The sequence below is a fragment of the Lelliottia nimipressuralis genome, from assembly GCF_004402045.1.
GTDB lineage: Bacteria > Pseudomonadota > Gammaproteobacteria > Enterobacterales > Enterobacteriaceae > Enterobacter > Enterobacter chinensis.
Genome location: NZ_SOMG01000001.1, coordinates 69,299 through 87,219, shown reverse-complemented (window position 1 = coordinate 87,219; position 17,921 = coordinate 69,299). Strand labels below are relative to the sequence as shown.

The window sequence follows — 17,921 nt, the reverse complement described above, 5'->3', positions numbered from 1 at the left end:
CACTATGTTAAAACGATACTTCGCGCCGTTAGTACTGGCCTCACTGGTTCTGGCAGGCTGTCAGTCGCCGCCTGAAGGCAAATTCACTCCAGAGCAAATTGCGGCGATGAAGTCTTACGGTTTTAACGAACTGAACGGTGACTGGTCACTTGGTATGTCGGATACCATCCTCTTTGATAAAAATGACGCCAGACTGCGCCCGCAAAGTGACACACAGATCCAGTCCATGGCCTCTCGCCTGGCGAAAACCGGCCTGAACCACGCGCGAATGGACGGCCACACGGATAATTACGGTGAAGAAAGCTACAACGAAGCGCTGTCGTTAAAACGCGCGAATGCCGTGGCCGACGCCTGGGCGAAGGGAGCGAATATCCCGCGCAGCAATCTCACCACGCAGGGATTAGGTCAAAAATACCCGGTTGCGAGCAACAGTACACCACAAGGGCGCGCTGAAAACCGCCGCGTCGCAGTGGTTATCAGCACGCCATAGGGTTATTTAGCGGAGGATTCGGCGAGCGCCATCCTGGTTGCCGCTCGCCAGCGCAGCCAGTCCACCAGAACAAACAGCGCCAGACTCACGCCCATAACAGGCAAGGCCAGCCCCAGCAACAGGCTAATCATCGCCGTAACGCCCCTTCCCCATCCCGAAAGCGCCAGCCAGCTCTGGCAAAGCGTCTGCACCGGATTCACTGCCGACTGCGCCGGACGACGCATCCACCACATCCGATACCCCCAGATGATGAGCACGCACAGGGCAAGTCCGAAGGCCACGAGCAGAAGCTGATTCACCAGCCCAAATAAGATCCCCATATGGAAATCCACGCCCCAGCGGGTCAGTTTTGCCATTAACGGGAAATCCTCGAATCGGGTTCTGTCCAGAACCTGCATCGTAGAGGGATCAACCGCAACGGCATCCACCTGGGTCGGCCAGCTGCGATCGATTTCCGTCACGGTCCAGGCGCGATCCGCCGTTTTCGCCGGGCGGATCTCCAGCTTTTGGGCATCAATTCCCGCTTTGCGTGCCGCGCTTAACACCCCATCAAACCGCGTCAAATCCGCCGCCATTTCAGGCATCACCATTCCACCGTGATGGCCGCGGTGTTCGGCATGTTCATCCACGATCTCCTGTTGACCGGAAAGCGTCGTATTCACCTGCGGGGTTAGCCAGTCCATCTCTGCCCGCAGCTTATCAACGTTCCCCCCAGCCCACTGGGACCAGGTCAGGCCGGTTGCTGAGAACAGCAGCATTCCACCCAGCAGAGACCAGCCCAACGTCACATGCACGCGACGTCGGTTCTGGAAGCGATTGTTGATCCGCCGTTTGGGTCGGGTATAAAACCACAGGGCAATGCCCCCCAGCGCGGCGACCCACATCCAGGAGGCGGCCAGTTCGCTATACAGTCGACCAACGTCGCCCAACATCAGAGACGTATGCAGGTAATCAATGGTCTGACGCAGCGGTAAAATCCCGCTGGTGCCGTATACCGTCATATCCCCCAGCACCGCCAGGCTTACCGGATCCACAAAGATAGCCCGGTTTTCCGATGGCCCAAGCGCCGGGTCAGCAAACATCACGCGGGTGGTTTCACCATCAACCAGACCCGGACGAACGGCGTGCAAACGCAAATCGGTGCCAACGGTTTTTTCCGCCACGGCGATTTGCTCCGCCAGAGGCAGCGGCTCACCCACGGAATCAGTGTGGAGCGTATGCCGGTAGAGCGCATTTTCCAGCTGCGGGGTCGCCACATACAGCGTACCGGTCAGCGCGGCAAAGAATATAAACGGGCCGACAAACAGCCCAATGTAGAAATGAAGGCGACGCAGCAGGTTTCCCCATGCCGCGCGCGGAGTGCAGGTAGTCATACTTTTCCTTTTTAAGGCAAAAAGTTATCGATATTTTTTAAAGGGAAAAAGCAGACTGCCGCGGCGGCGCGCGGGTATCAGGGTAAAGCCAGGGGAAAAAATGCCAGTGGCTGACCACCTGACGCGGCGGTTTGACACGAAGCCTTTGCAGTACCACGCTGAGCAGGACGATCAGCGCCAGCATCACGCCAGGAACATGGGCTAACAGCACACAGTAGCCGCACGCTTCCGCATGGTCGACAGGCATCGTGTGAGGCATATCACCCTGATGCTCATCCATCGACATCATGCTCATGTCATGATGCATGCCCGGCATGGCGCTCATGGGATCTTTCTGCAGCGAGACGGAGATAAGCGGCGCCACCACGATCAGCAGGATCGCAAACAGCGCGGTCAAGGCCGCTGTGCGTTTCCGGTTATGCTGATGCAGTACGTTATCCACTTCCCCTCCACTCAAGAGGCAAGCATTGTAAATGATTTATGACAAAAGGGTTAACGTGAGAGGTGCGCAGAGATAAAAAAAGGGCCAGCCTTTCGGCCAGCCCTTTCTAACAGGATGTCGCTTAAGCGAATCTTAGTTCAGACGCTCTTTAATACGAGCAGACTTACCAGTACGCTCACGCAGGTAGTACAGTTTAGCTTTACGTACAGCACCACGACGTTTAACAGCAATGCTGTCAACTACCGGAGAGTGAGTCTGGAAGACACGCTCAACGCCTTCGCCGTTGGAAATTTTACGAACAGTGAATGCAGAGTGCAGACCGCGGTTACGAATAGCGATAACCACGCCCTCGAATGCCTGCAGACGTTTTTTGGAACCTTCAACAACCCATACTTTCACTTCCACGGTGTCACCTGGACGGAAGGAAGGTACGTCCTGCTTCATCTGCTCTTGTTCAATTTGTTTAATGATGTTGCTCATAATTTAATCTCTTATCCTGGGTAAACTGATATTCGGGAGCGTATTACGCATTCCCATCATGTTCATGCTGCTGGTGCGCGTGTTCAGTTTTGAACTCGGCCAGCAACTTTGCTTGCTCTTCAGTCAGAGCCAGGTTTTCCAGAAGTTCAGGTCTTCTAAGCCAGGTTCGGCCCAGCGACTGCTTCAAACGCCAGCGACGTATCTCGGCATGGTTTCCAGACAGTAACACTGCCGGTACTTCCATCCCTTCTAACACTTCAGGACGAGTATAGTGTGGACAGTCCAGCAACCCATCGGCAAAAGAATCTTCTGTTGCCGAAGCTTCATGGCCCAGTACCCCCGGAATGAACCGGGCGACGGAGTCAATCAGCGTCATCGCTGGTAACTCACCACCGCTGAGAACGTAATCGCCGATAGACCATTCTTCGTCAATCTCGGTTTGAATTACGCGCTCATCTATCCCTTCGTAGCGACCACAGACCAGAATCAGCTTTTGATTCGTCGCCAGTTCGCTGACGCCCGCTTGATCAAGCTTGCGTCCCTGAGGTGACAGATAAATCACCTTTGCGCCTTCACCTGCCGCGGCTTTTGCTGTGTGAATGGCGTCCCGTAAGGGTTGCACCATCATTAACATCCCCGGTCCGCCGCCGTAAGGACGTTCGTCCACGGTACGGTGCCGGTCATGCGTGAAGTCACGAGGACTCCAGCTCTGGATGCTCAGCAGGCCATTCTTTACTGCCCGGCCAGTTACCCCGTAATCGGTAATTGCGCGGAACATTTCAGGAAACAGGCTAATTATGCCAATCCACATAGCGCCGTCTTTTACCGTTTATCCGGAGAATTTAAAAACCAGGATCCCAATCTACTTCAATGGTTTGAGTAGCGAGATCGACTTTCTTGATAACCTGTCCATCGAGGAACGGAACCAACCGCTCCTTGATGCCAAATGCATCTTTCAGGTTTGCCTTAATGACGAGAACGTCATTTGACCCGGTTTCCATCATATCGATGACTTTCCCCAGGCTGTAGCCGTCGGTAGTGACCACCTGGCAACCCATAAGGTCTTTCCAGTAGTAGTCACCCGCTTCCAGCTGTGGCAACTGCGACGAATCCACGACAATTTCACAATTCGTCAGCGCATTCGCGGCATCGCGATCGTCAACGCCTTTCAGCTTGATGACGATATCCTGATTGTGGTGACGCCAGCTTTCCAGCTCGACCTCTTCCCACTTACCTGCCTTCTGGATAAACCAGGGCTGATAATTAAAAATGCTTTCAGCGTCTTCAGTGGAGGAAAACACTCTGAGCCAACCACGGATCCCGTAGCAAGAACCCATTTTTCCCAATACGATCGGTTCAACAGGTGCTTTATTGCTCATCATGACCACCGTGACAGATTAAGCTGCTTTGTTTGCTGCTTTGATCAGCGTAGCAACGCGATCGGAAACAGTAGCGCCCTGGCCAACCCAGTGAGCGATACGATCCAGATCCAGACGAGTTTCTTCTTCTGCGCCAGAGGCCAGTGGGTTGAAGAAACCAACGCGCTCGATGAAGCGACCGTTGCGTGCATTACGGCTGTCAGTAACAACAACCTGGTAGAACGGACGCTTTTTAGCGCCGTGACGAGCTAAACGAATAGTAACCATAACATCCTCTTGTGTGAATAAAACAACCGGGCCCCATCGAGGAACGGAGCCCGGGTGTCATATTAAAAGCCCGAAAATTTTACTGATTTCTGGGGAAAATGCAATCAGCATCTTGGATACTGAGCATTAAACACGGTTTATCGGCCAGGGAATCCTGGCGGCATCATGCCTTTCATGCCGCGCATCATCTTCGCCATGCCGCCTTTCTTCATTTTCTTCATCATGCGCTGCATGTCGTCGAACTGTTTCAAAAGGCGGTTAACGTCCTGCACCTGCATGCCGCAACCGGCTGCGATACGGCGTTTACGGGAACCTTTGATGATTTCTGGCTTCGCACGTTCCTTCAGCGTCATCGAGTTGATGATCGCTTCCATACGCACCAGCACTTTGTCATCCATTTGCGATTTAACGTTGTCAGGGATCTGGCCCATGCCCGGCAGTTTGCCCATCAGGCTCGCCATGCCGCCCATGTTTTTCATCTGACGCAGCTGCTCAAGGAAGTCGGTCAGATCGAAACCGTCGCCTTTTTTCAGCTTGCTGGCCAGCTTCTCGGCCTGCGCGCGGTCAACCTTGCTCTCGATATCTTCGATCAGCGACAGCACATCGCCCATGCCGAGGATACGGGAGGCAATACGATCCGGGTGGAACGGCTCCAGCGCTTCAGTTTTTTCACCCACGCCGAGGAATTTGATCGGCTTACCGGTGATGTGACGAATGGAGAGCGCCGCACCGCCGCGGGCGTCACCGTCCACTTTAGTCAGCACCACGCCGGTTAACGGCAGCGCTTCGTTAAACGCTTTCGCGGTATTCGCCGCATCCTGACCGGTCATGGCATCGACAACAAACAGGGTCTCTACCGGGTTGATAGAGGCATGCACCTGCTTGATCTCGTCCATCATTGCTTCGTCAACGTGCAAACGACCGGCGGTATCCACCAGCAGCACGTCGTAGAATTTCAGCTTCGCTTCTTTCAGCGCCGCATTAACGATATCGACAGGTTTCTGGGCCACGTCTGACGGGAAGAAATCCACGCCGACCTGCTCTGCCAGAGTTTCCAGCTGTTTGATCGCCGCCGGGCGATAAACGTCCGCAGACACCACCAGCACTTTTTTCTTGTGCTTCTCGCGTAGGAATTTACCCAGCTTACCGACGCTGGTGGTTTTACCCGCACCCTGCAGGCCCGCCATCAGCACCACGGCCGGCGGCTGAGCCGCCAGGTTAAGCACCTGGTTCTCTTCGCCCATCGCCGAAACCAGTTCGTTACGAACGATTTTGACGAACTCCTGACCCGGGGTCAGGCTCTTGTTAACTTCATGACCAACCGCCTTCTCTTTTACGCGGTTGATAAAATCACGAACAACCGGCAACGCCACGTCTGCTTCCAGCAGCGCCATGCGCACTTCGCGCAGCGTTTCCTTGATGTTCTCTTCAGTAAGGCGTCCGCGGCCGCTGATGTTGCGCAGCGTGCGCGACAAACGATCGGTTAAATTATCAAACATTGTCTCTCGCCTGAGTAGAAACGTTGGGCCGCCATGAGCGACACATACACAGAATTTTGCCGGAGTATAACATGAAGGCGCCTTTGTTGTTATGCAACGGTTGGAGCAGGCGTCACGTAACGTTATACTGCTTCTCTTTCTTATTAAGACAACTGTCGATGCCTATATGCCTGTTTTCGCACTGATCGCCCTTGTTGCCTACTCTGTCAGCCTCGCGCTGATCGTTCCCGGACTGCTGCAAAAAAACAGCGGCTGGCGGCGCATGGCTATTCTTTCCGCGGTGATCGCACTGATTAGCCACGCGTTTGCGCTGGAATCACGCATCATCCCCGGCGACGGCAGCGTGCAAAACCTGAGCGTCCTCAACGTCGGCTCGCTGGTCAGCCTGATGATCTGTACGGTGATGACCATCGTGGCGTCTAAAAATCGAGGCTGGCTGCTGCTGCCGATTGTATACGCCTTCGCGCTGATCAATCTGGCCCTGGCCACCTTTATGCCTAATGAGTTCATTACGCATCTGGAGGCCACCCCGGGGATGCTGGTGCATATCGGCCTGTCACTCTTTGCCTACGCGACGCTGATCATCGCCGCGCTTTACGCTATGCAGCTCGCCTGGATTGACTACCAGCTAAAAAACAAAAAGCTGGCGTTTAACCATGAGATGCCGCCGCTGATGGTTATTGAGCGTAAAATGTTCCACATCACCCAGGTGGGCGTGGTGCTGCTGACGCTCACGCTCTGCACGGGTCTGTTTTATATGAAGAACCTGTTCAGCGTGGAGAATATCGATAAAGCGGTGCTCTCTATCATCGCGTGGTTTGTCTATATTGTCCTGTTATGGGGCCATTATCATGAAGGCTGGCGCGGTCGCCGCGTGGTCTGGTTCAACGTCGCGGGGGCGGGCATTCTCACCCTTGCCTATTTTGGCAGCCGCTTCATACAGCAATTTGCTGGCTAAGAAACAAAGGAGTTCCCCCTGGAACACATCTCTACCACCACGCTGATCGTTACGCTGATCGTCATGGTGGTCATCTCCGCCTATTTCTCAGGCTCGGAAACCGGCATGATGACCTTAAACCGCTACCGGTTACGTCATCGTGCTAAACAGGGCAACCGTGCCGCACGTCGCGTTGAAAAACTGCTCCGCAAGCCGGATCGCCTGATAAGCCTGGTGCTCATCGGCAACAACCTCGTCAACATTCTGGCCTCTGCCCTCGGCACCATCGTCGGGATGCGCCTGTACGGCAACGCTGGGGTGGCGATTGCCACCGGCGTGCTGACGTTCGTGGTGCTGGTGTTTGCCGAAGTGCTGCCGAAAACCATCGCTGCGCTTTACCCTGAGAAAGTCGCCTACCCGAGCAGCTTTCTGCTGGCACCGCTGCAAATCCTGATGATGCCGCTGGTCTGGCTGCTGAATATGGTGACGCGCTTACTGATGCGGATGGTGGGAATCAAAGCCGATGTCACCATCAGCAGCGCGCTCAGCAAAGACGAGCTTCGCACCATCGTGAACGAATCCCGCTCGCAGATCTCCCGACGCAATCAGGACATGCTTCTGTCGGTGTTGGATCTGGAAAAGGTGAGCGTGAACGACATCATGGTGCCACGTAACGAAATCGTGGGTATCGACATCAATGACGACTGGAAAGCCATCGTTCGCCAGCTGACGCACTCCCCGCACGGGCGCATTGTGCTGTACCGCGACTCGCTGGATGACGCCATCAGCATGCTGCGCGTGCGTGAAGCGTACCGTCTGATGACCGAGAAAAAAGAGTTCACCAAAGAGGTGATGCTGCGCGCCGCCGACGAGATTTACTATGTGCCAGAAGGAACCCCGCTCAGCACGCAGCTGGTGAAATTCCAGCGCAACAAGAAGAAAGTCGGCCTGGTGGTTAACGAGTACGGCGATATTCAGGGCCTGGTGACGGTCGAAGATATTCTGGAAGAGATTGTCGGGGACTTTACCACCTCAATGTCTCCTTCCCTCGCGGAAGAGGTCACCCCGCAAAACGACGGTTCGGTGCTGATTGACGGAAGCGCGAACATTCGTGAACTCAACAAAGCGTTTAACTGGCATTTACCGGAAGATGAGGCTCGCACGATTAACGGGATGATTCTGGAAGCGCTGGAAGAGATCCCGGCGGCGGGCACGCGAGTGCGTATTGAGCAGTACGATATTGATATCCTGGACGTGCAGGACAATATGATTAAGCAGGTCAAAGTCCTGCCCGTGAAACCACTGCGCGAAAGTATCGCTGAGTAAGGCTGTAGGCCGGGTGAGGCGAACGCCGCCACCCGGCACTACGAAAGGCAAATTACGCTTTCGCTTTCGCCACGGTCACCATCGCAGCGCGAATGGTACGGCCGTTCAGGGTGTAACCTTTCTGCATCACGCCCAACACTTTGCCGGCTTCCACTTCTTCTGACTCCACCATTGCAATCGCCTGGTGAACGTTTGGATCCAGCGGAACGTTGGTATCAGCAATCACTTCCACGCCAAACTTACGCACCACGTCGAGCATGGATTTCAGCGTCAGTTCGATACCTTCGATCATTGCCGCGTTGTCCGGATTCGCTTTGTCAGCCACTTCCAGCGCGCGATCGAGGCTATCAATCACCGGCAGCAGTTCGTTGACGAATTTCTCCAGCGCAAATTTATGCGCCTTCTCAACGTCCTGCTCGGTACGACGACGCAGGTTTTCCATTTCCGCCTTAATGCGCAGAACACCGTCACGTTCGCGATTCTGTGCTTCTACCAGTTGAGCTTCCAGATTCGCAATTTTTTCATCGCGCGGGTCCACCTGCTCAGCAGATGCTTCTGGCTCTACAGCCTCAACTTCATCGTGCTGCTCCGTGATAATTTCTTCAGGGGCTTGCCCCTCAGGCGTTTTCTGTTCTTTACTACTCATGAATTTCTCCGCGTTTTTCTGCATTCATCTCGCTAACTTCGCTTATTATGGGGATCAGTTTCCGGGATTCAAGGGAACAAGACAGATTGTCATCATTCATCAGGCACAAGGACCTCCAGAAAATGAATAATCATTTCAGGTGTATTGGGATCGTCGGGCATCCGCGTCACCCTACCGCATTGACGACACATGAAATGTTGTATCGCTGGTTGTGTAGCAAAGGCTATGAAGTGATGGTCGAGCAGCAGATTGCTCAGGAGCTGCAGCTGAAGAGCGTCAAAACCGGCACGCTGGCGGAAATTGGCCAACAGGCCGATCTCGCCGTGGTGGTGGGCGGCGACGGCAACATGCTCGGCGCGGCCCGAACGCTGGCGCGATATGACATCAAGGTCATCGGCATCAACCGTGGCAACCTCGGCTTTTTAACCGACCTCGACCCGGACAATGCGCAACAGCAGCTGGCCGACGTGCTGGAAGGTCACTATATCAGTGAAAAACGCTTTCTACTGGAAGCGCAGGTGTGCCAGCAGGACTGCCAGAAACGCATCAGTACCGCGATTAACGAGGTGGTTCTTCACCCCGGTAAAGTGGCGCATATGATCGAGTTCGAAGTCTATATCGACGAAATCTTTGCCTTCTCCCAGCGTTCTGACGGGCTGATTATCTCCACCCCGACCGGCTCAACTGCCTATTCGCTTTCTGCCGGCGGCCCGATCCTGACCCCCTCTCTGGACGCCATTACCCTGGTGCCGATGTTCCCGCACACGCTCTCCGCTCGCCCGCTGGTTATCAACGGCGACAGCACGATACGTCTGCGCTTCTCGCACCGCCGTAACGACCTGGAGATCAGCTGCGACAGCCAGATAGCGCTGCCGATCCAGGAAGGTGAAGATGTCCTTATTCGCCGGTGTGATTACCACCTGAATCTTATTCACCCGAAAGATTACAGCTATTTCAACACATTAAGCTCGAAGCTTGGCTGGTCAAAAAAATTGTTCTGATTTTGCATCCAGGACTTTACTGTATATAAAACCAGTTTATACTGTATGAAAACACAGTTATGGTTTTTCATACAGGAAAACAATTATGCTGGCACAACTGACCATCAGCAACTTTGCCATTGTTCGTGAGCTTGAGATCGATTTCCACAGCGGCATGACGGCGATCACCGGGGAAACCGGTGCAGGTAAATCCATTGCCATTGATGCCCTCGGCTTGTGCCTTGGCGGCCGTGCAGAGGGCGATATGGTGCGCATGGGCGCAAACCGTGCCGACCTGTGCGCCCGCTTCTCCCTGAAAGACACCCCTGCTGCCCAGCGCTGGCTGGAACAGAACCAGCTCGAAGATGGTCGTGAGTGTTTACTTCGTCGCGTGATCAGCAGCGACGGTCGTTCACGTGGCTTCATCAACGGTACGGCGGTGCCGCTCTCCCAGCTGCGCGAACTCGGCCAGCTGCTTATCCAGATCCACGGTCAGCATGCGCATCAGCAACTCGTCAAACCAGAACAGCAAAAAGCGCTGCTTGATGGCTATGCGGGTGAGTATGCGCTTACTCAGCTTATGGCAGAGCACTATCGCCAGTGGCATCAGAGCTGCCGCGAGCTCGCCCAGCACCAGCAGCAGAGCCAGGAACGCGCCGCACGAGCGGAGCTGCTTGAGTACCAGCTTAAAGAGCTGAACGAATTTAACCCGCAGGCGGGTGAGTTTGAGCAAATTGACGAAGAGTACAAGCGCCTGGCGAACAGCGGGCACCTGCTCTCAACCAGCCAGAATGCGCTCAACCTGCTGGCGGATGGCGAAGACGTGAACCTGCAGAGCCAGCTGTATAGCGTTCGTCAGCTGATTACCGAGCTGACCGGCATGGACAGCAAACTCTCTGGCGTCCTGGATATGCTGGAAGAAGCGGCTATTCAGATCTCCGAAGCCAGCGACGAACTGCGCCACTACTGTGAACGTCTCGAGCTCGACCCGAACCGCCTGTTTGAGCTGGAACAACGCATTTCTCGTCAGATTTCGCTGGCGCGCAAGCACCACGTCACGCCGGAAGAGCTACCGGGCTACTATCAGTCTCTGCTGGAAGAACAGCAGCAGCTTGACGACCAAGCTGACTCGCTGGAAACCCTCTCTCTGGCGGTGAACCTGCACCATGAACAGGCGCTGGCGACAGCGCAAAAGCTGCATGAAATCCGTCAGCATTACGCTCTGGAGTTAAGCCAACACATCACTGACAGCATGCATACGCTGGCGATGCCGCACGGCGTATTCACCATTGATGTGCGCTTTGAAGAGAACCACCTGACGGCAGAAGGTGCGGATCGCATCGAGTTCCGCGTCACCACCAACCCGGGGCAACCGCTGCAGGCAATTTCCAAAGTGGCATCCGGCGGTGAGCTGTCGCGTATTGCGCTGGCAATTCAGGTGATCACCGCGCGTAAAATGGAAACTCCGGCGCTGATTTTCGATGAAGTGGATGTTGGGATCAGCGGCCCGACGGCGGCGGTGGTGGGTAAACTGCTGCGCCAGCTAGGCGAATCAACGCAGGTGATGTGTGTTACTCACCTGCCTCAGGTCGCGGGCTGTGGCCATCATCACTTTATCGTCAGCAAAGAAACCGACGGTGAAATGACCGAAACGCACATGAAGGCGCTGGATAAACGCGCGCGTCTGCAGGAGCTGGCACGCCTGCTCGGCGGCAGCGAAGTCACGCGTAACACGCTTGCGAACGCGAAAGAACTGCTGGCGGCATAAACTTTTTCGGGATCTCAGGGTCATACAGAACAACAAAAACGCCGCCAGACCGGTTTCAAAGTGGGGCAAGGTCTATTATCATCGGCATATTACATATGAGCCGCGTTCTGCTCGGGCCCGAAAAGGAATCAAATCATTATGCGTTGTAAAATGCTGACCGCTGCCGCAGCGGTTCTTCTGATGTTGACCGCAGGCTGTTCCACTCTGGAGAAAGTGGTTTACCGTCCTGACATCAACCAGGGGAACTACCTTACCCCTAACGATGTGTCCAAAATCCGTGTGGGGATGACACAACAGCAGGTCGCTTATACACTGGGAACCCCCATGATGTCCGATCCGTTCGGCACTAACACCTGGTTCTATGTATTCCGTCAGAAGCCGGGCCATGAAGATGCGACCCAGCAGACCCTGACGCTGACCTTCAGCAGCGCCGGCGTGTTGACCAACATCGACAACAAACCTGCCCTGACCAAATAATCAGGCGTCAGAAATGCAAAAAGGTGCTCATTGAGCACCTTTTTTGTGTCTGAACTCTTGTGCTGAATCGTAGCCCGGTAAGCGCAGCGCCACCGGGGAAAGAAAGCGCTACTTACCCGCTTTCTCCGCACGCTGACGACGCAGCTCTTTCGGGTCGGCAATCAGTGGACGATAAATCTCCACCCGGTCGCCCTCTTTCAGCACATCACCCAGCTTCACCGGACGACTGTAAATCCCGACCTTATTCTTCGCCAGGTCGATATCGCTGCGAAGCTCAAGAATGCCGGAAGCTCGGATCGCCGCCTCGACGGTCGCGCCCTCTTCCAGCATTACGCGCTGCAGATACTGCTTCTCCGGCAGCGCGTACACCACTTCTACAGCAATCTTATGCGACACTGTAAACCTCTTTGGCGCGGGTGGTGAACGCCTGAACCATATTCGACGCCAGCTCTTTAAAAATGCGCCCAAACGCCAGCTCAATCAGCTTATTGGTGAATTCAAAGTCCAGCTGGAACTCAATGCGACAGGCGTCTTCGCTCAGCGGCGTAAACTTCCAGCCCCCCATCAGGGTTTTAAACGGACCATCCACCAGATGCATCAAAATACTCTGATTGCTGGTCAGCGTATTGCGGGTGGTGAACGTCTTGCTGATCCCCGCTTTGGAGACATCCACCGCCGCAGTCATCTGCGTTGGGCCGGACTCCAGAACGCGGCTCCCGGTGCACCCCGGAATAAACTCTGGATAAGACTGAACATCGTTCACTAACTGATACATTTGTTCCGCGCTGTAAGGCACAAGCGCAGTACGGCTAATCTGAGGCATAGCATTTCCCATGGTCACACAACGGACAAATAATAACATTTATCACCTGTTAAAAAAACGCTAAGCCTCATCTCGTGCTAAGATAGCGCGTTAGACCTCACAGGACGCAATGAGGTGACTTTTTGAAATCAGATTACCGACGGCTTTACGACACTTATGACGAAGAAAAAAGCACATAAACCAGGCTCGGCGACCATTGCGCTCAACAAGCGTGCTCGCCACGAGTATTTCATTGAAGAAGAATTCGAAGCTGGCCTTGCGTTGCAGGGCTGGGAAGTAAAATCGCTGCGCGCCGGGAAAGCCAACATCGGCGACAGCTACGTGATCCTGAAAGATGGCGAAGCTTTCCTGTTCGGCGCGAACTTTACGCCGCTGACCGTCGCCTCTTCACACTACGTATGCGACCCAACGCGCACGCGTAAACTGCTGCTGAACAAGCGTGAGCTTGAATCTCTTTACGGGCGTATCAACCGTGAAGGCTTTACCGTTGTTGCGCTCTCTATGTACTGGAAAAATGCCTGGTGCAAAGTGAAAATCGGCGTCGCGAAAGGTAAAAAACAGCACGACAAACGTACTGACCTGAAAGAGCGCGAATGGCAGTTGGACAAAGCGCGTATCATGAAAAACGCAGGACGTTGATTCTGCGCACTTATTGTACTATTCAATAAGTTAGCGTTTCGGGCTGGTATCCAGGAAGTGAAATCTGGTATACTTAGTTCAACACTATTGGGGCTGATTCTGGATTCGACGGGATTTGCGAAACCCAAGGTGCATGCCGAGGGGCGGTTTGCCTCGTTAAAAGCCGCAAAAAAATAGTCGCAAACGACGAAAACTACGCTTTAGCAGCTTAATAACCTGCTAAGAGCCCTCTCTCCCTAGCTTCCGCTCTTAAGACGGGGATCAAAGAGAGGTCAAACCCAAAAGAGATCGCGTGGAAGCCCTGCCTGGGGTTGAAGCGTTAAAACTAATCAGGCTAGTTCGTTAGTGGCGTGTTTGTCCGCAGCTGGCGTGCGAATGTAAAGACAAACTAAGCATGTAGTACCGAGGATGTAGAAATTTCGGACGCGGGTTCAACTCCCGCCAGCTCCACCAATCATGATTGGACAGTGATAGGACATCACTAGCAATAACAGGAAGTTAGCAGTCTCAGCAGGACACCGACCAGACGGTGAGGGGACAAAAAGGATACGCAAAGGAGCCGCGGCTCCTGAGTGACATGAAAGCCCGCTTATGCGGGCTTTTTTATATCTGAACACGATTGATAACTTGGTCTGTAACTTTTTGTTGAATCAAGGGTCAGGAATTTTTATGACTAAGGAACTGATTAAAGCCCTATGTCCCACTTGTGGAGGTCTACGTAACTGCACCATACACGGAGAGTTGACCACTAGTTGGGAAGATCAAAAATATCCAGTGTATGGATATCATTACCATCACCTTCTTCAATGCAATGGCTGTGAAACGGTTTTTTATCATCATAATGAGCACTTTAGCGAACATACTACTCATGAGTACCGCAATGGTGAGCTTATAGAAACGCCGATTGATATGGTCACTACCTACCCCTCAAGTGAAACATTCCAACCACCAGCTTGGCTATCCAAACTTGAATCAGTCGATGGTCAACTATTCCAAATATTCAATGAAATGTATTCCTCTTATAACTCTAGTCATTTCATTCTATCCTCTATTGGTTTGCGCACGATCTTCGATCGTACAGCTGAACTATTACAAATCCATCCGGGCCTGCCTCTTGGCGAAAAAGTTGAAAAATTAAAGCTGGATGGATTTATCGGAGAAACTGAAGCACTTGTTTTAATGTCAGTAATTAATGCTGGTAATGCAGCCGCACATCGAGGTTGGAGTCCAAACAAAAGCGAATTTGAACAAATGTTAGAAGCTCTTGAAAGTTTTGTTCAAAGAACTCTTTTAGGTAAAAAATCACTTGAGCATATAATTGAAAAAATCCCCCCCAAAGCTAAGAGACCTAAAAAAGACACTTAATCCTGAGATATTTTCGATTGGCTATTTTTACTTAAGATTGAGAGTTGGGGTGTTAATTCAAGATAGCTTTAGAACTACCATCATATCCTTCATGAAGCGTCGGGGGTCGGAGGTTCAAATCCTCTCGTGCCGACCAAAAACACATTGAGAACCAGTCTCTTATGGCTGTTTTTTATTGGCAATTATATCTGGGGAAATACCGGGGAATAACCGGGGTGACCTGCCAGCATTGCCGGGACATTTAATGACACAGATTTACGCCATCTGGACCAGGCATTTCCGGTACTGATGGAGCTCATACTGACCAGCAGAGAACTCGCACCCCACATTCAGCGCTGCATTACACTCCACGCAAAAGGGCTGATAACAGCCAGATGAGGGCGTTTGCTGATGCCGTACGAACAAATTGCGAATGGGGGCGTATTGGACATCCCCCCGACAGATGCCTTGGCTGCTGTTAATACGTAAATTGAGTTCAAGGCATCATTCTTGGCACATCAGAGGTGGTCAAAAATAGACCCTTTACGTGGAATAAGGATTTTCTCATAAAGCTTGGTCGCATAGTCATCCGTCATCCCGGAAACGTAGTCGCAAATGACTCGCATTCCTTCCTGCTGACCTAAGCTACTCTGACGCTCGTAAACTTCTCTTGTTGAGGTAGGTAAAAACCGACACGGATCGCTCGCAAGCACACTGAACAGCTCGACAATCAACTTTTGTCCCTTGAATTCAAGCAGCTGTACATTTTCATGCTTAATCACTTTATCCTTGACCAGCATGAAAATTTTCAACCGCAGTGCTTCGACTGCTTCCGGAAGAACCGCATTATATTTGAGCATGCCACATTCGAATGCTCCATCTTTTACATTGAGCTCAACGCTTGTGATCATCAGGTGAACCAGCATGCCGATGCACTCTTTTCGCCTGTAACTTTCACCAAATAGGCTGTCCGAAACAGATTCGCATGTTCCGGAGAATGTAATGCCGTGGCAGTCAGTAAATAAGTTTTCATGTCCACTGAAATGCTCCATCCACATAGCTCGTGTCACCATTCCGAGAGAAATAGCGTCTTCCAAGTCGTGCAGTGAATAGGAAATTTCATCGGCAAGATCCATGATGGTGGTATCGAGCGCTTTATAAGAAGCTATTTTATGATCGGATTCGGTTTTACCAAGTTTAAAGGAAGTAAACAGCTTCCGATCCTCTTTAGTAAATGGTGAAAGAGCAAATTCAACGATGTCTCTCTCTGAATCTAAGTAGCATTTTGGAGGTTTAAAATCAGATGACTTAAAGAGCCAGTTCGGCCCTTTGGCAGGGGGCTGGCTACTGGCTTTTTTACCCATGAGAGCTGAGTAATTAACCGGATATTTCAGCACGCCCAGCAGAAGTCTGCGGGTAGGATCTAGGCCGTGTTCCTGAGTGTACTTATCTAGTTTCGAGAGAATGCGCAGCGTCTGACCATTTCCTTCAAAACCACCATGATTCAGCATGCAGTAGTTAAGAGCTACCTCACCGCCGTGACCAAATGGGGGATGGCCAATATCATGCGCGAGGCATACTGCCTGCATCAGATCGTTATCTGGTAAATACTGCTCTTCCTCTTTACCTTTATATTTGATTTTAAGCTTAGCAAGAAGACCTGAACCGATTTGCGCGACTTCCATTGAGTGGGTCAGTCGCGTTCGGTAGAAGTCACTTTCTCCCAGACCAAGAACTTGCGTTTTGGATTGCAAACGTCGGAAAGGAGAAGAGTGAATCAACCGGGAAAGGTCGCGCTGAGCTTCAGATCGGATCTCTTCCTTTCGAGGATTATTGGAGCCTCGTCTCTCATCCCAAGTGTTTATTTTACTCTGAGTCATATTACTCCTTATGTTTTTGCTTTGTGCAGTACAGTGTTCTGACGTAACTCTGCCACCCAACTGGGTTTGTGCCGTTTAAAAATAAAGTGAACCGGAAGATTCAATCCTTTATTTCTCTCGACTGATGCAAGTTTCAAATTAACTAGGGCAAAGTTTATTAAAGATGTATGTTTTCGGTTCTCAACCTGTTAGAGGGGTACAACTCAACTATCTGATTTTACCTTAAATTCTCGGATAAGTGATATGCCCAATGATTGCACAAATCAGCCTGTAATCGGCTACGTAGAAGACCTCATGGTCCTCAGTACTTTGCTCACCGATGAAGAAAATCTGAGCCCTGTCTTTTAGCTTTTTCTTCCCCGCATCCTTCGCTTCTTCCATGGCGGCCTCCAACTCGTTTCTAAGTGCTGTGCGTTTAGCTTGGGACCAGCCGCTCCATTCCACATGGAGTTTGTAACTTCGAGAAGGCTTGAGCTTTCCGGATTCATCTTTAACCCATTCACCCGAAAGCGGAATGACAATCCGATTCTCATCTTGCTCAAATTTCTGCCACAACAACTGTGAGTAGAAAACTCGCAGTTCCGGATAGGGCTGAATCGGATCTTTAAGTTTTTTAAAGACAGTCATGTAAGTATCGGCATCAATATCCGGTATATGTAGTGACATACCTCGATCATACGGGAAGCGAATAAACGCTCTACAAATCTGACGAATAGCATTAACCGGCCGACGCGATTGCCGTGTTGGCGCATCGTCTTTACTGGATGTTGATGATGCAGAACGTGTTGTGCTCGAATTGTTTTCACCACCCGTTGCGTCAGGATCAACAACTGGACGTTTTTCAATCAACTTTAACCCTGCTGGCATCAAACCCGGTGCACTGTCCAAGAGATGGCGGACACTTTTCTTCTGGCCCTGCTTAACAACAGTGCTCTCAGCATCAGCATCGCAGTTAATGTGTTCTTTTCCTGGCATTTTATTAAACGACGGTCTTTTCTTACTGCCTTTTTGCCAGGCGGAAGGATACATTTCGATTCCGCATCCCCAGCAGACATAACCACTGGTATCAACGATTTCCAACAACCAGAGCTCTTCAGCATCCACTTTTTCTCCGGTGCGTTTGTCACGAGCAGATTCCATCCTTTCCTCCGAAAATGAACAGCCCTCGAGT

The 17,921-nt window shown here is 52.1% G+C and carries 20 protein-coding genes, 1 other RNA gene and 1 pseudogene; 10 read left to right on the top strand and 12 right to left on the bottom strand.

What is annotated here, in order from left to right:
- Positions 1-4: 4 nt before the first annotated feature.
- Complete coding sequence (locus tag E3U32_RS00445; protein WP_134347264.1) at positions 5-490, top strand: OmpA family protein; 486 nt, start codon at positions 5-7, stop codon at positions 488-490.
- Positions 491-492: 2 nt separating this feature from the next.
- On the opposite strand, the gene E3U32_RS00440 is transcribed toward E3U32_RS00445, so the two are convergent.
- The 7 genes from E3U32_RS00440 to ffh all read right to left on the bottom strand — a co-directional run bounded on the left by E3U32_RS00440 (position 493) and on the right by ffh (position 5,930).
- Positions 493-1,863, bottom strand: a complete 1,371-nt coding sequence (locus E3U32_RS00440) for a PepSY-associated TM helix domain-containing protein (protein ID WP_134347263.1) — start codon at positions 1,861-1,863, stop codon at positions 493-495.
- Positions 1,864-1,900: 37 nt separating this feature from the next.
- Positions 1,901-2,305, bottom strand: a complete 405-nt coding sequence (locus E3U32_RS00435; protein ID WP_134347262.1) for a DUF2946 domain-containing protein — start codon at positions 2,303-2,305, stop codon at positions 1,901-1,903.
- Between the two features lie 132 nt (positions 2,306-2,437).
- The gene (gene rplS / locus E3U32_RS00430; protein WP_006178051.1) at positions 2,438-2,785 is read right to left on the bottom strand and encodes a 50S ribosomal protein L19; all 348 of its coding nucleotides are present in this window, start codon (positions 2,783-2,785) and stop codon (positions 2,438-2,440) included.
- Positions 2,786-2,828: 43 nt separating this feature from the next.
- The gene (trmD, locus tag E3U32_RS00425) at positions 2,829-3,596 is read right to left on the bottom strand and encodes a tRNA (guanosine(37)-N1)-methyltransferase TrmD (protein WP_134347261.1); all 768 of its coding nucleotides are present in this window, start codon (positions 3,594-3,596) and stop codon (positions 2,829-2,831) included.
- Positions 3,597-3,627: 31 nt separating this feature from the next.
- Positions 3,628-4,167 (bottom strand): ribosome maturation factor RimM, encoded by a 540-nt coding sequence (gene rimM, locus E3U32_RS00420; protein ID WP_134347260.1) that lies wholly within the window; start codon positions 4,165-4,167, stop codon positions 3,628-3,630.
- Between the two features lie 15 nt (positions 4,168-4,182).
- The gene (gene rpsP, locus E3U32_RS00415; protein ID WP_022649067.1) at positions 4,183-4,431 is read right to left on the bottom strand and encodes a 30S ribosomal protein S16; all 249 of its coding nucleotides are present in this window, start codon (positions 4,429-4,431) and stop codon (positions 4,183-4,185) included.
- A 137-nt stretch (positions 4,432-4,568) separates the two neighbouring features.
- A complete protein-coding gene (ffh, locus tag E3U32_RS00410; protein WP_003863132.1) occupies positions 4,569-5,930 on the bottom strand; it encodes a signal recognition particle protein in 1,362 nt (453 codons plus the stop codon).
- Positions 5,931-6,096: 166 nt separating this feature from the next.
- Between ffh and E3U32_RS00405 the strand changes: the two genes are divergently transcribed.
- Both E3U32_RS00405 and E3U32_RS00400 read left to right on the top strand, forming a co-directional pair.
- Positions 6,097-6,888, top strand: coding sequence for a cytochrome C assembly family protein (locus E3U32_RS00405; protein ID WP_047348200.1), 792 nt, complete (start codon positions 6,097-6,099; stop codon positions 6,886-6,888).
- A gap of 18 nt (positions 6,889-6,906) precedes the next feature.
- Positions 6,907-8,193, top strand: coding sequence for an HlyC/CorC family transporter (locus E3U32_RS00400; RefSeq protein WP_047348141.1), 1,287 nt, complete (start codon positions 6,907-6,909; stop codon positions 8,191-8,193).
- Positions 8,194-8,245: 52 nt separating this feature from the next.
- Here the strand turns inward: E3U32_RS00400 and grpE are convergent, their stop codons facing one another.
- Positions 8,246-8,839 carry a nucleotide exchange factor GrpE gene (gene grpE / locus E3U32_RS00395; protein ID WP_166790896.1) on the bottom strand — a complete coding sequence of 198 codons (594 nt, stop codon included), beginning with the start codon at positions 8,837-8,839 and terminating at the stop codon, positions 8,246-8,248.
- A 122-nt stretch (positions 8,840-8,961) separates the two neighbouring features.
- Between grpE and nadK the strand changes: the two genes are divergently transcribed.
- The 3 genes from nadK (at position 8,962) to bamE (ending at position 12,064) form a co-directional block, all read left to right on the top strand.
- Positions 8,962-9,840, top strand: a complete 879-nt coding sequence (gene nadK, locus E3U32_RS00390) for an NAD(+) kinase (RefSeq protein ID WP_008502500.1) — start codon at positions 8,962-8,964, stop codon at positions 9,838-9,840.
- 85 nt (positions 9,841-9,925) lie between these two features.
- Positions 9,926-11,587, top strand: coding sequence for a DNA repair protein RecN (recN, locus tag E3U32_RS00385; protein ID WP_134347258.1), 1,662 nt, complete (start codon positions 9,926-9,928; stop codon positions 11,585-11,587).
- Positions 11,588-11,725: 138 nt separating this feature from the next.
- Entirely contained in the window at positions 11,726-12,064 is a 339-nt protein-coding gene (gene bamE, locus E3U32_RS00375) for an outer membrane protein assembly factor BamE (protein ID WP_023308883.1), read from the top strand.
- Positions 12,065-12,172: 108 nt separating this feature from the next.
- Here the strand turns inward: bamE and E3U32_RS00370 are convergent, their stop codons facing one another.
- Positions 12,173-12,460: an RnfH family protein gene (locus tag E3U32_RS00370; protein WP_134347257.1), complete on the bottom strand. Its 288-nt coding sequence runs from the start codon at positions 12,458-12,460 to the stop codon at positions 12,173-12,175.
- On the bottom strand, positions 12,450-12,887 hold the full coding sequence (locus tag E3U32_RS00365) for a type II toxin-antitoxin system RatA family toxin (protein WP_208527894.1): 438 nt from the start codon (positions 12,885-12,887) through the stop codon (positions 12,450-12,452). Before E3U32_RS00365 ends, E3U32_RS00370 begins: the two co-directional genes overlap by 11 nt.
- A 156-nt stretch (positions 12,888-13,043) precedes the next feature.
- Here E3U32_RS00365 and smpB point away from each other — a divergent pair, with 156 nt between their 5' ends.
- From smpB to E3U32_RS00345, 4 genes and pseudogenes are all read left to right on the top strand, one after another.
- Positions 13,044-13,526 (top strand): SsrA-binding protein SmpB, encoded by a 483-nt coding sequence (gene smpB, locus E3U32_RS00360; RefSeq protein ID WP_063956759.1) that lies wholly within the window; start codon positions 13,044-13,046, stop codon positions 13,524-13,526.
- Between the two features lie 89 nt (positions 13,527-13,615).
- Positions 13,616-13,979, top strand: a transfer-messenger RNA (tmRNA) gene (gene ssrA / locus E3U32_RS00355).
- Positions 13,980-14,195: 216 nt separating this feature from the next.
- Positions 14,196-14,891 carry a DUF4145 domain-containing protein gene (locus E3U32_RS00350; RefSeq protein WP_134347255.1) on the top strand — a complete coding sequence of 232 codons (696 nt, stop codon included), beginning with the start codon at positions 14,196-14,198 and terminating at the stop codon, positions 14,889-14,891.
- 222 nt (positions 14,892-15,113) lie between these two features.
- Positions 15,114-15,257, top strand: a pseudogene (locus tag E3U32_RS00345) (type IV toxin-antitoxin system YeeU family antitoxin); the annotation flags it as partial.
- A 131-nt stretch (positions 15,258-15,388) separates the two neighbouring features.
- Here the strand turns inward: E3U32_RS00345 and E3U32_RS00340 are convergent.
- Both E3U32_RS00340 and E3U32_RS00335 read right to left on the bottom strand, forming a co-directional pair.
- Entirely contained in the window at positions 15,389-16,750 is a 1,362-nt protein-coding gene (locus E3U32_RS00340; RefSeq protein WP_134347254.1) for an anti-phage deoxyguanosine triphosphatase, read from the bottom strand.
- Between the two features lie 222 nt (positions 16,751-16,972).
- On the bottom strand, positions 16,973-17,890 hold the full coding sequence (locus E3U32_RS00335) for a hypothetical protein (RefSeq protein ID WP_134347253.1): 918 nt from the start codon (positions 17,888-17,890) through the stop codon (positions 16,973-16,975).
- Positions 17,891-17,921: the final 31 nt, after the last annotated feature.

What these genes read in the sequence shown, in the direction of transcription:
- E3U32_RS00445 (WP_134347264.1), top strand. Translation starts at nt 5, where the DNA reads ATGTTAAAACGATACTTCGCGCCGTTAGTACTGGCCTCACTGGTTCTG.
- E3U32_RS00440 (WP_134347263.1), bottom strand. Translation starts at nt 1,863, where the DNA reads ATGACTACCTGCACTCCGCGCGCGGCATGGGGAAACCTGCTGCGTCGC.
- rplS (WP_006178051.1), bottom strand. Translation starts at nt 2,785, where the DNA reads ATGAGCAACATCATTAAACAAATTGAACAAGAGCAGATGAAGCAGGAC.
- trmD (WP_134347261.1), bottom strand. Translation starts at nt 3,596, where the DNA reads ATGTGGATTGGCATAATTAGCCTGTTTCCTGAAATGTTCCGCGCAATT.
- rimM (WP_134347260.1), bottom strand. Translation starts at nt 4,167, where the DNA reads ATGATGAGCAATAAAGCACCTGTTGAACCGATCGTATTGGGAAAAATG.
- rpsP (WP_022649067.1), bottom strand. Translation starts at nt 4,431, where the DNA reads ATGGTTACTATTCGTTTAGCTCGTCACGGCGCTAAAAAGCGTCCGTTC.
- ffh (WP_003863132.1), bottom strand. Translation starts at nt 5,930, where the DNA reads ATGTTTGATAATTTAACCGATCGTTTGTCGCGCACGCTGCGCAACATC.
- E3U32_RS00405 (WP_047348200.1), top strand. Translation starts at nt 6,097, where the DNA reads ATGCCTGTTTTCGCACTGATCGCCCTTGTTGCCTACTCTGTCAGCCTC.
- grpE (WP_166790896.1), bottom strand. Translation starts at nt 8,839, where the DNA reads ATGAGTAGTAAAGAACAGAAAACGCCTGAGGGGCAAGCCCCTGAAGAA.
- nadK (WP_008502500.1), top strand. Translation starts at nt 8,962, where the DNA reads ATGAATAATCATTTCAGGTGTATTGGGATCGTCGGGCATCCGCGTCAC.
- recN (WP_134347258.1), top strand. Translation starts at nt 9,926, where the DNA reads ATGCTGGCACAACTGACCATCAGCAACTTTGCCATTGTTCGTGAGCTT.
- bamE (WP_023308883.1), top strand. Translation starts at nt 11,726, where the DNA reads ATGCGTTGTAAAATGCTGACCGCTGCCGCAGCGGTTCTTCTGATGTTG.
- E3U32_RS00365 (WP_208527894.1), bottom strand. Translation starts at nt 12,887, where the DNA reads ATGCCTCAGATTAGCCGTACTGCGCTTGTGCCTTACAGCGCGGAACAA.
- smpB (WP_063956759.1), top strand. Translation starts at nt 13,044, where the DNA reads ATGACGAAGAAAAAAGCACATAAACCAGGCTCGGCGACCATTGCGCTC.
- E3U32_RS00350 (WP_134347255.1), top strand. Translation starts at nt 14,196, where the DNA reads ATGACTAAGGAACTGATTAAAGCCCTATGTCCCACTTGTGGAGGTCTA.
- E3U32_RS00340 (WP_134347254.1), bottom strand. Translation starts at nt 16,750, where the DNA reads ATGACTCAGAGTAAAATAAACACTTGGGATGAGAGACGAGGCTCCAAT.
- E3U32_RS00335 (WP_134347253.1), bottom strand. Translation starts at nt 17,890, where the DNA reads ATGGAATCTGCTCGTGACAAACGCACCGGAGAAAAAGTGGATGCTGAA.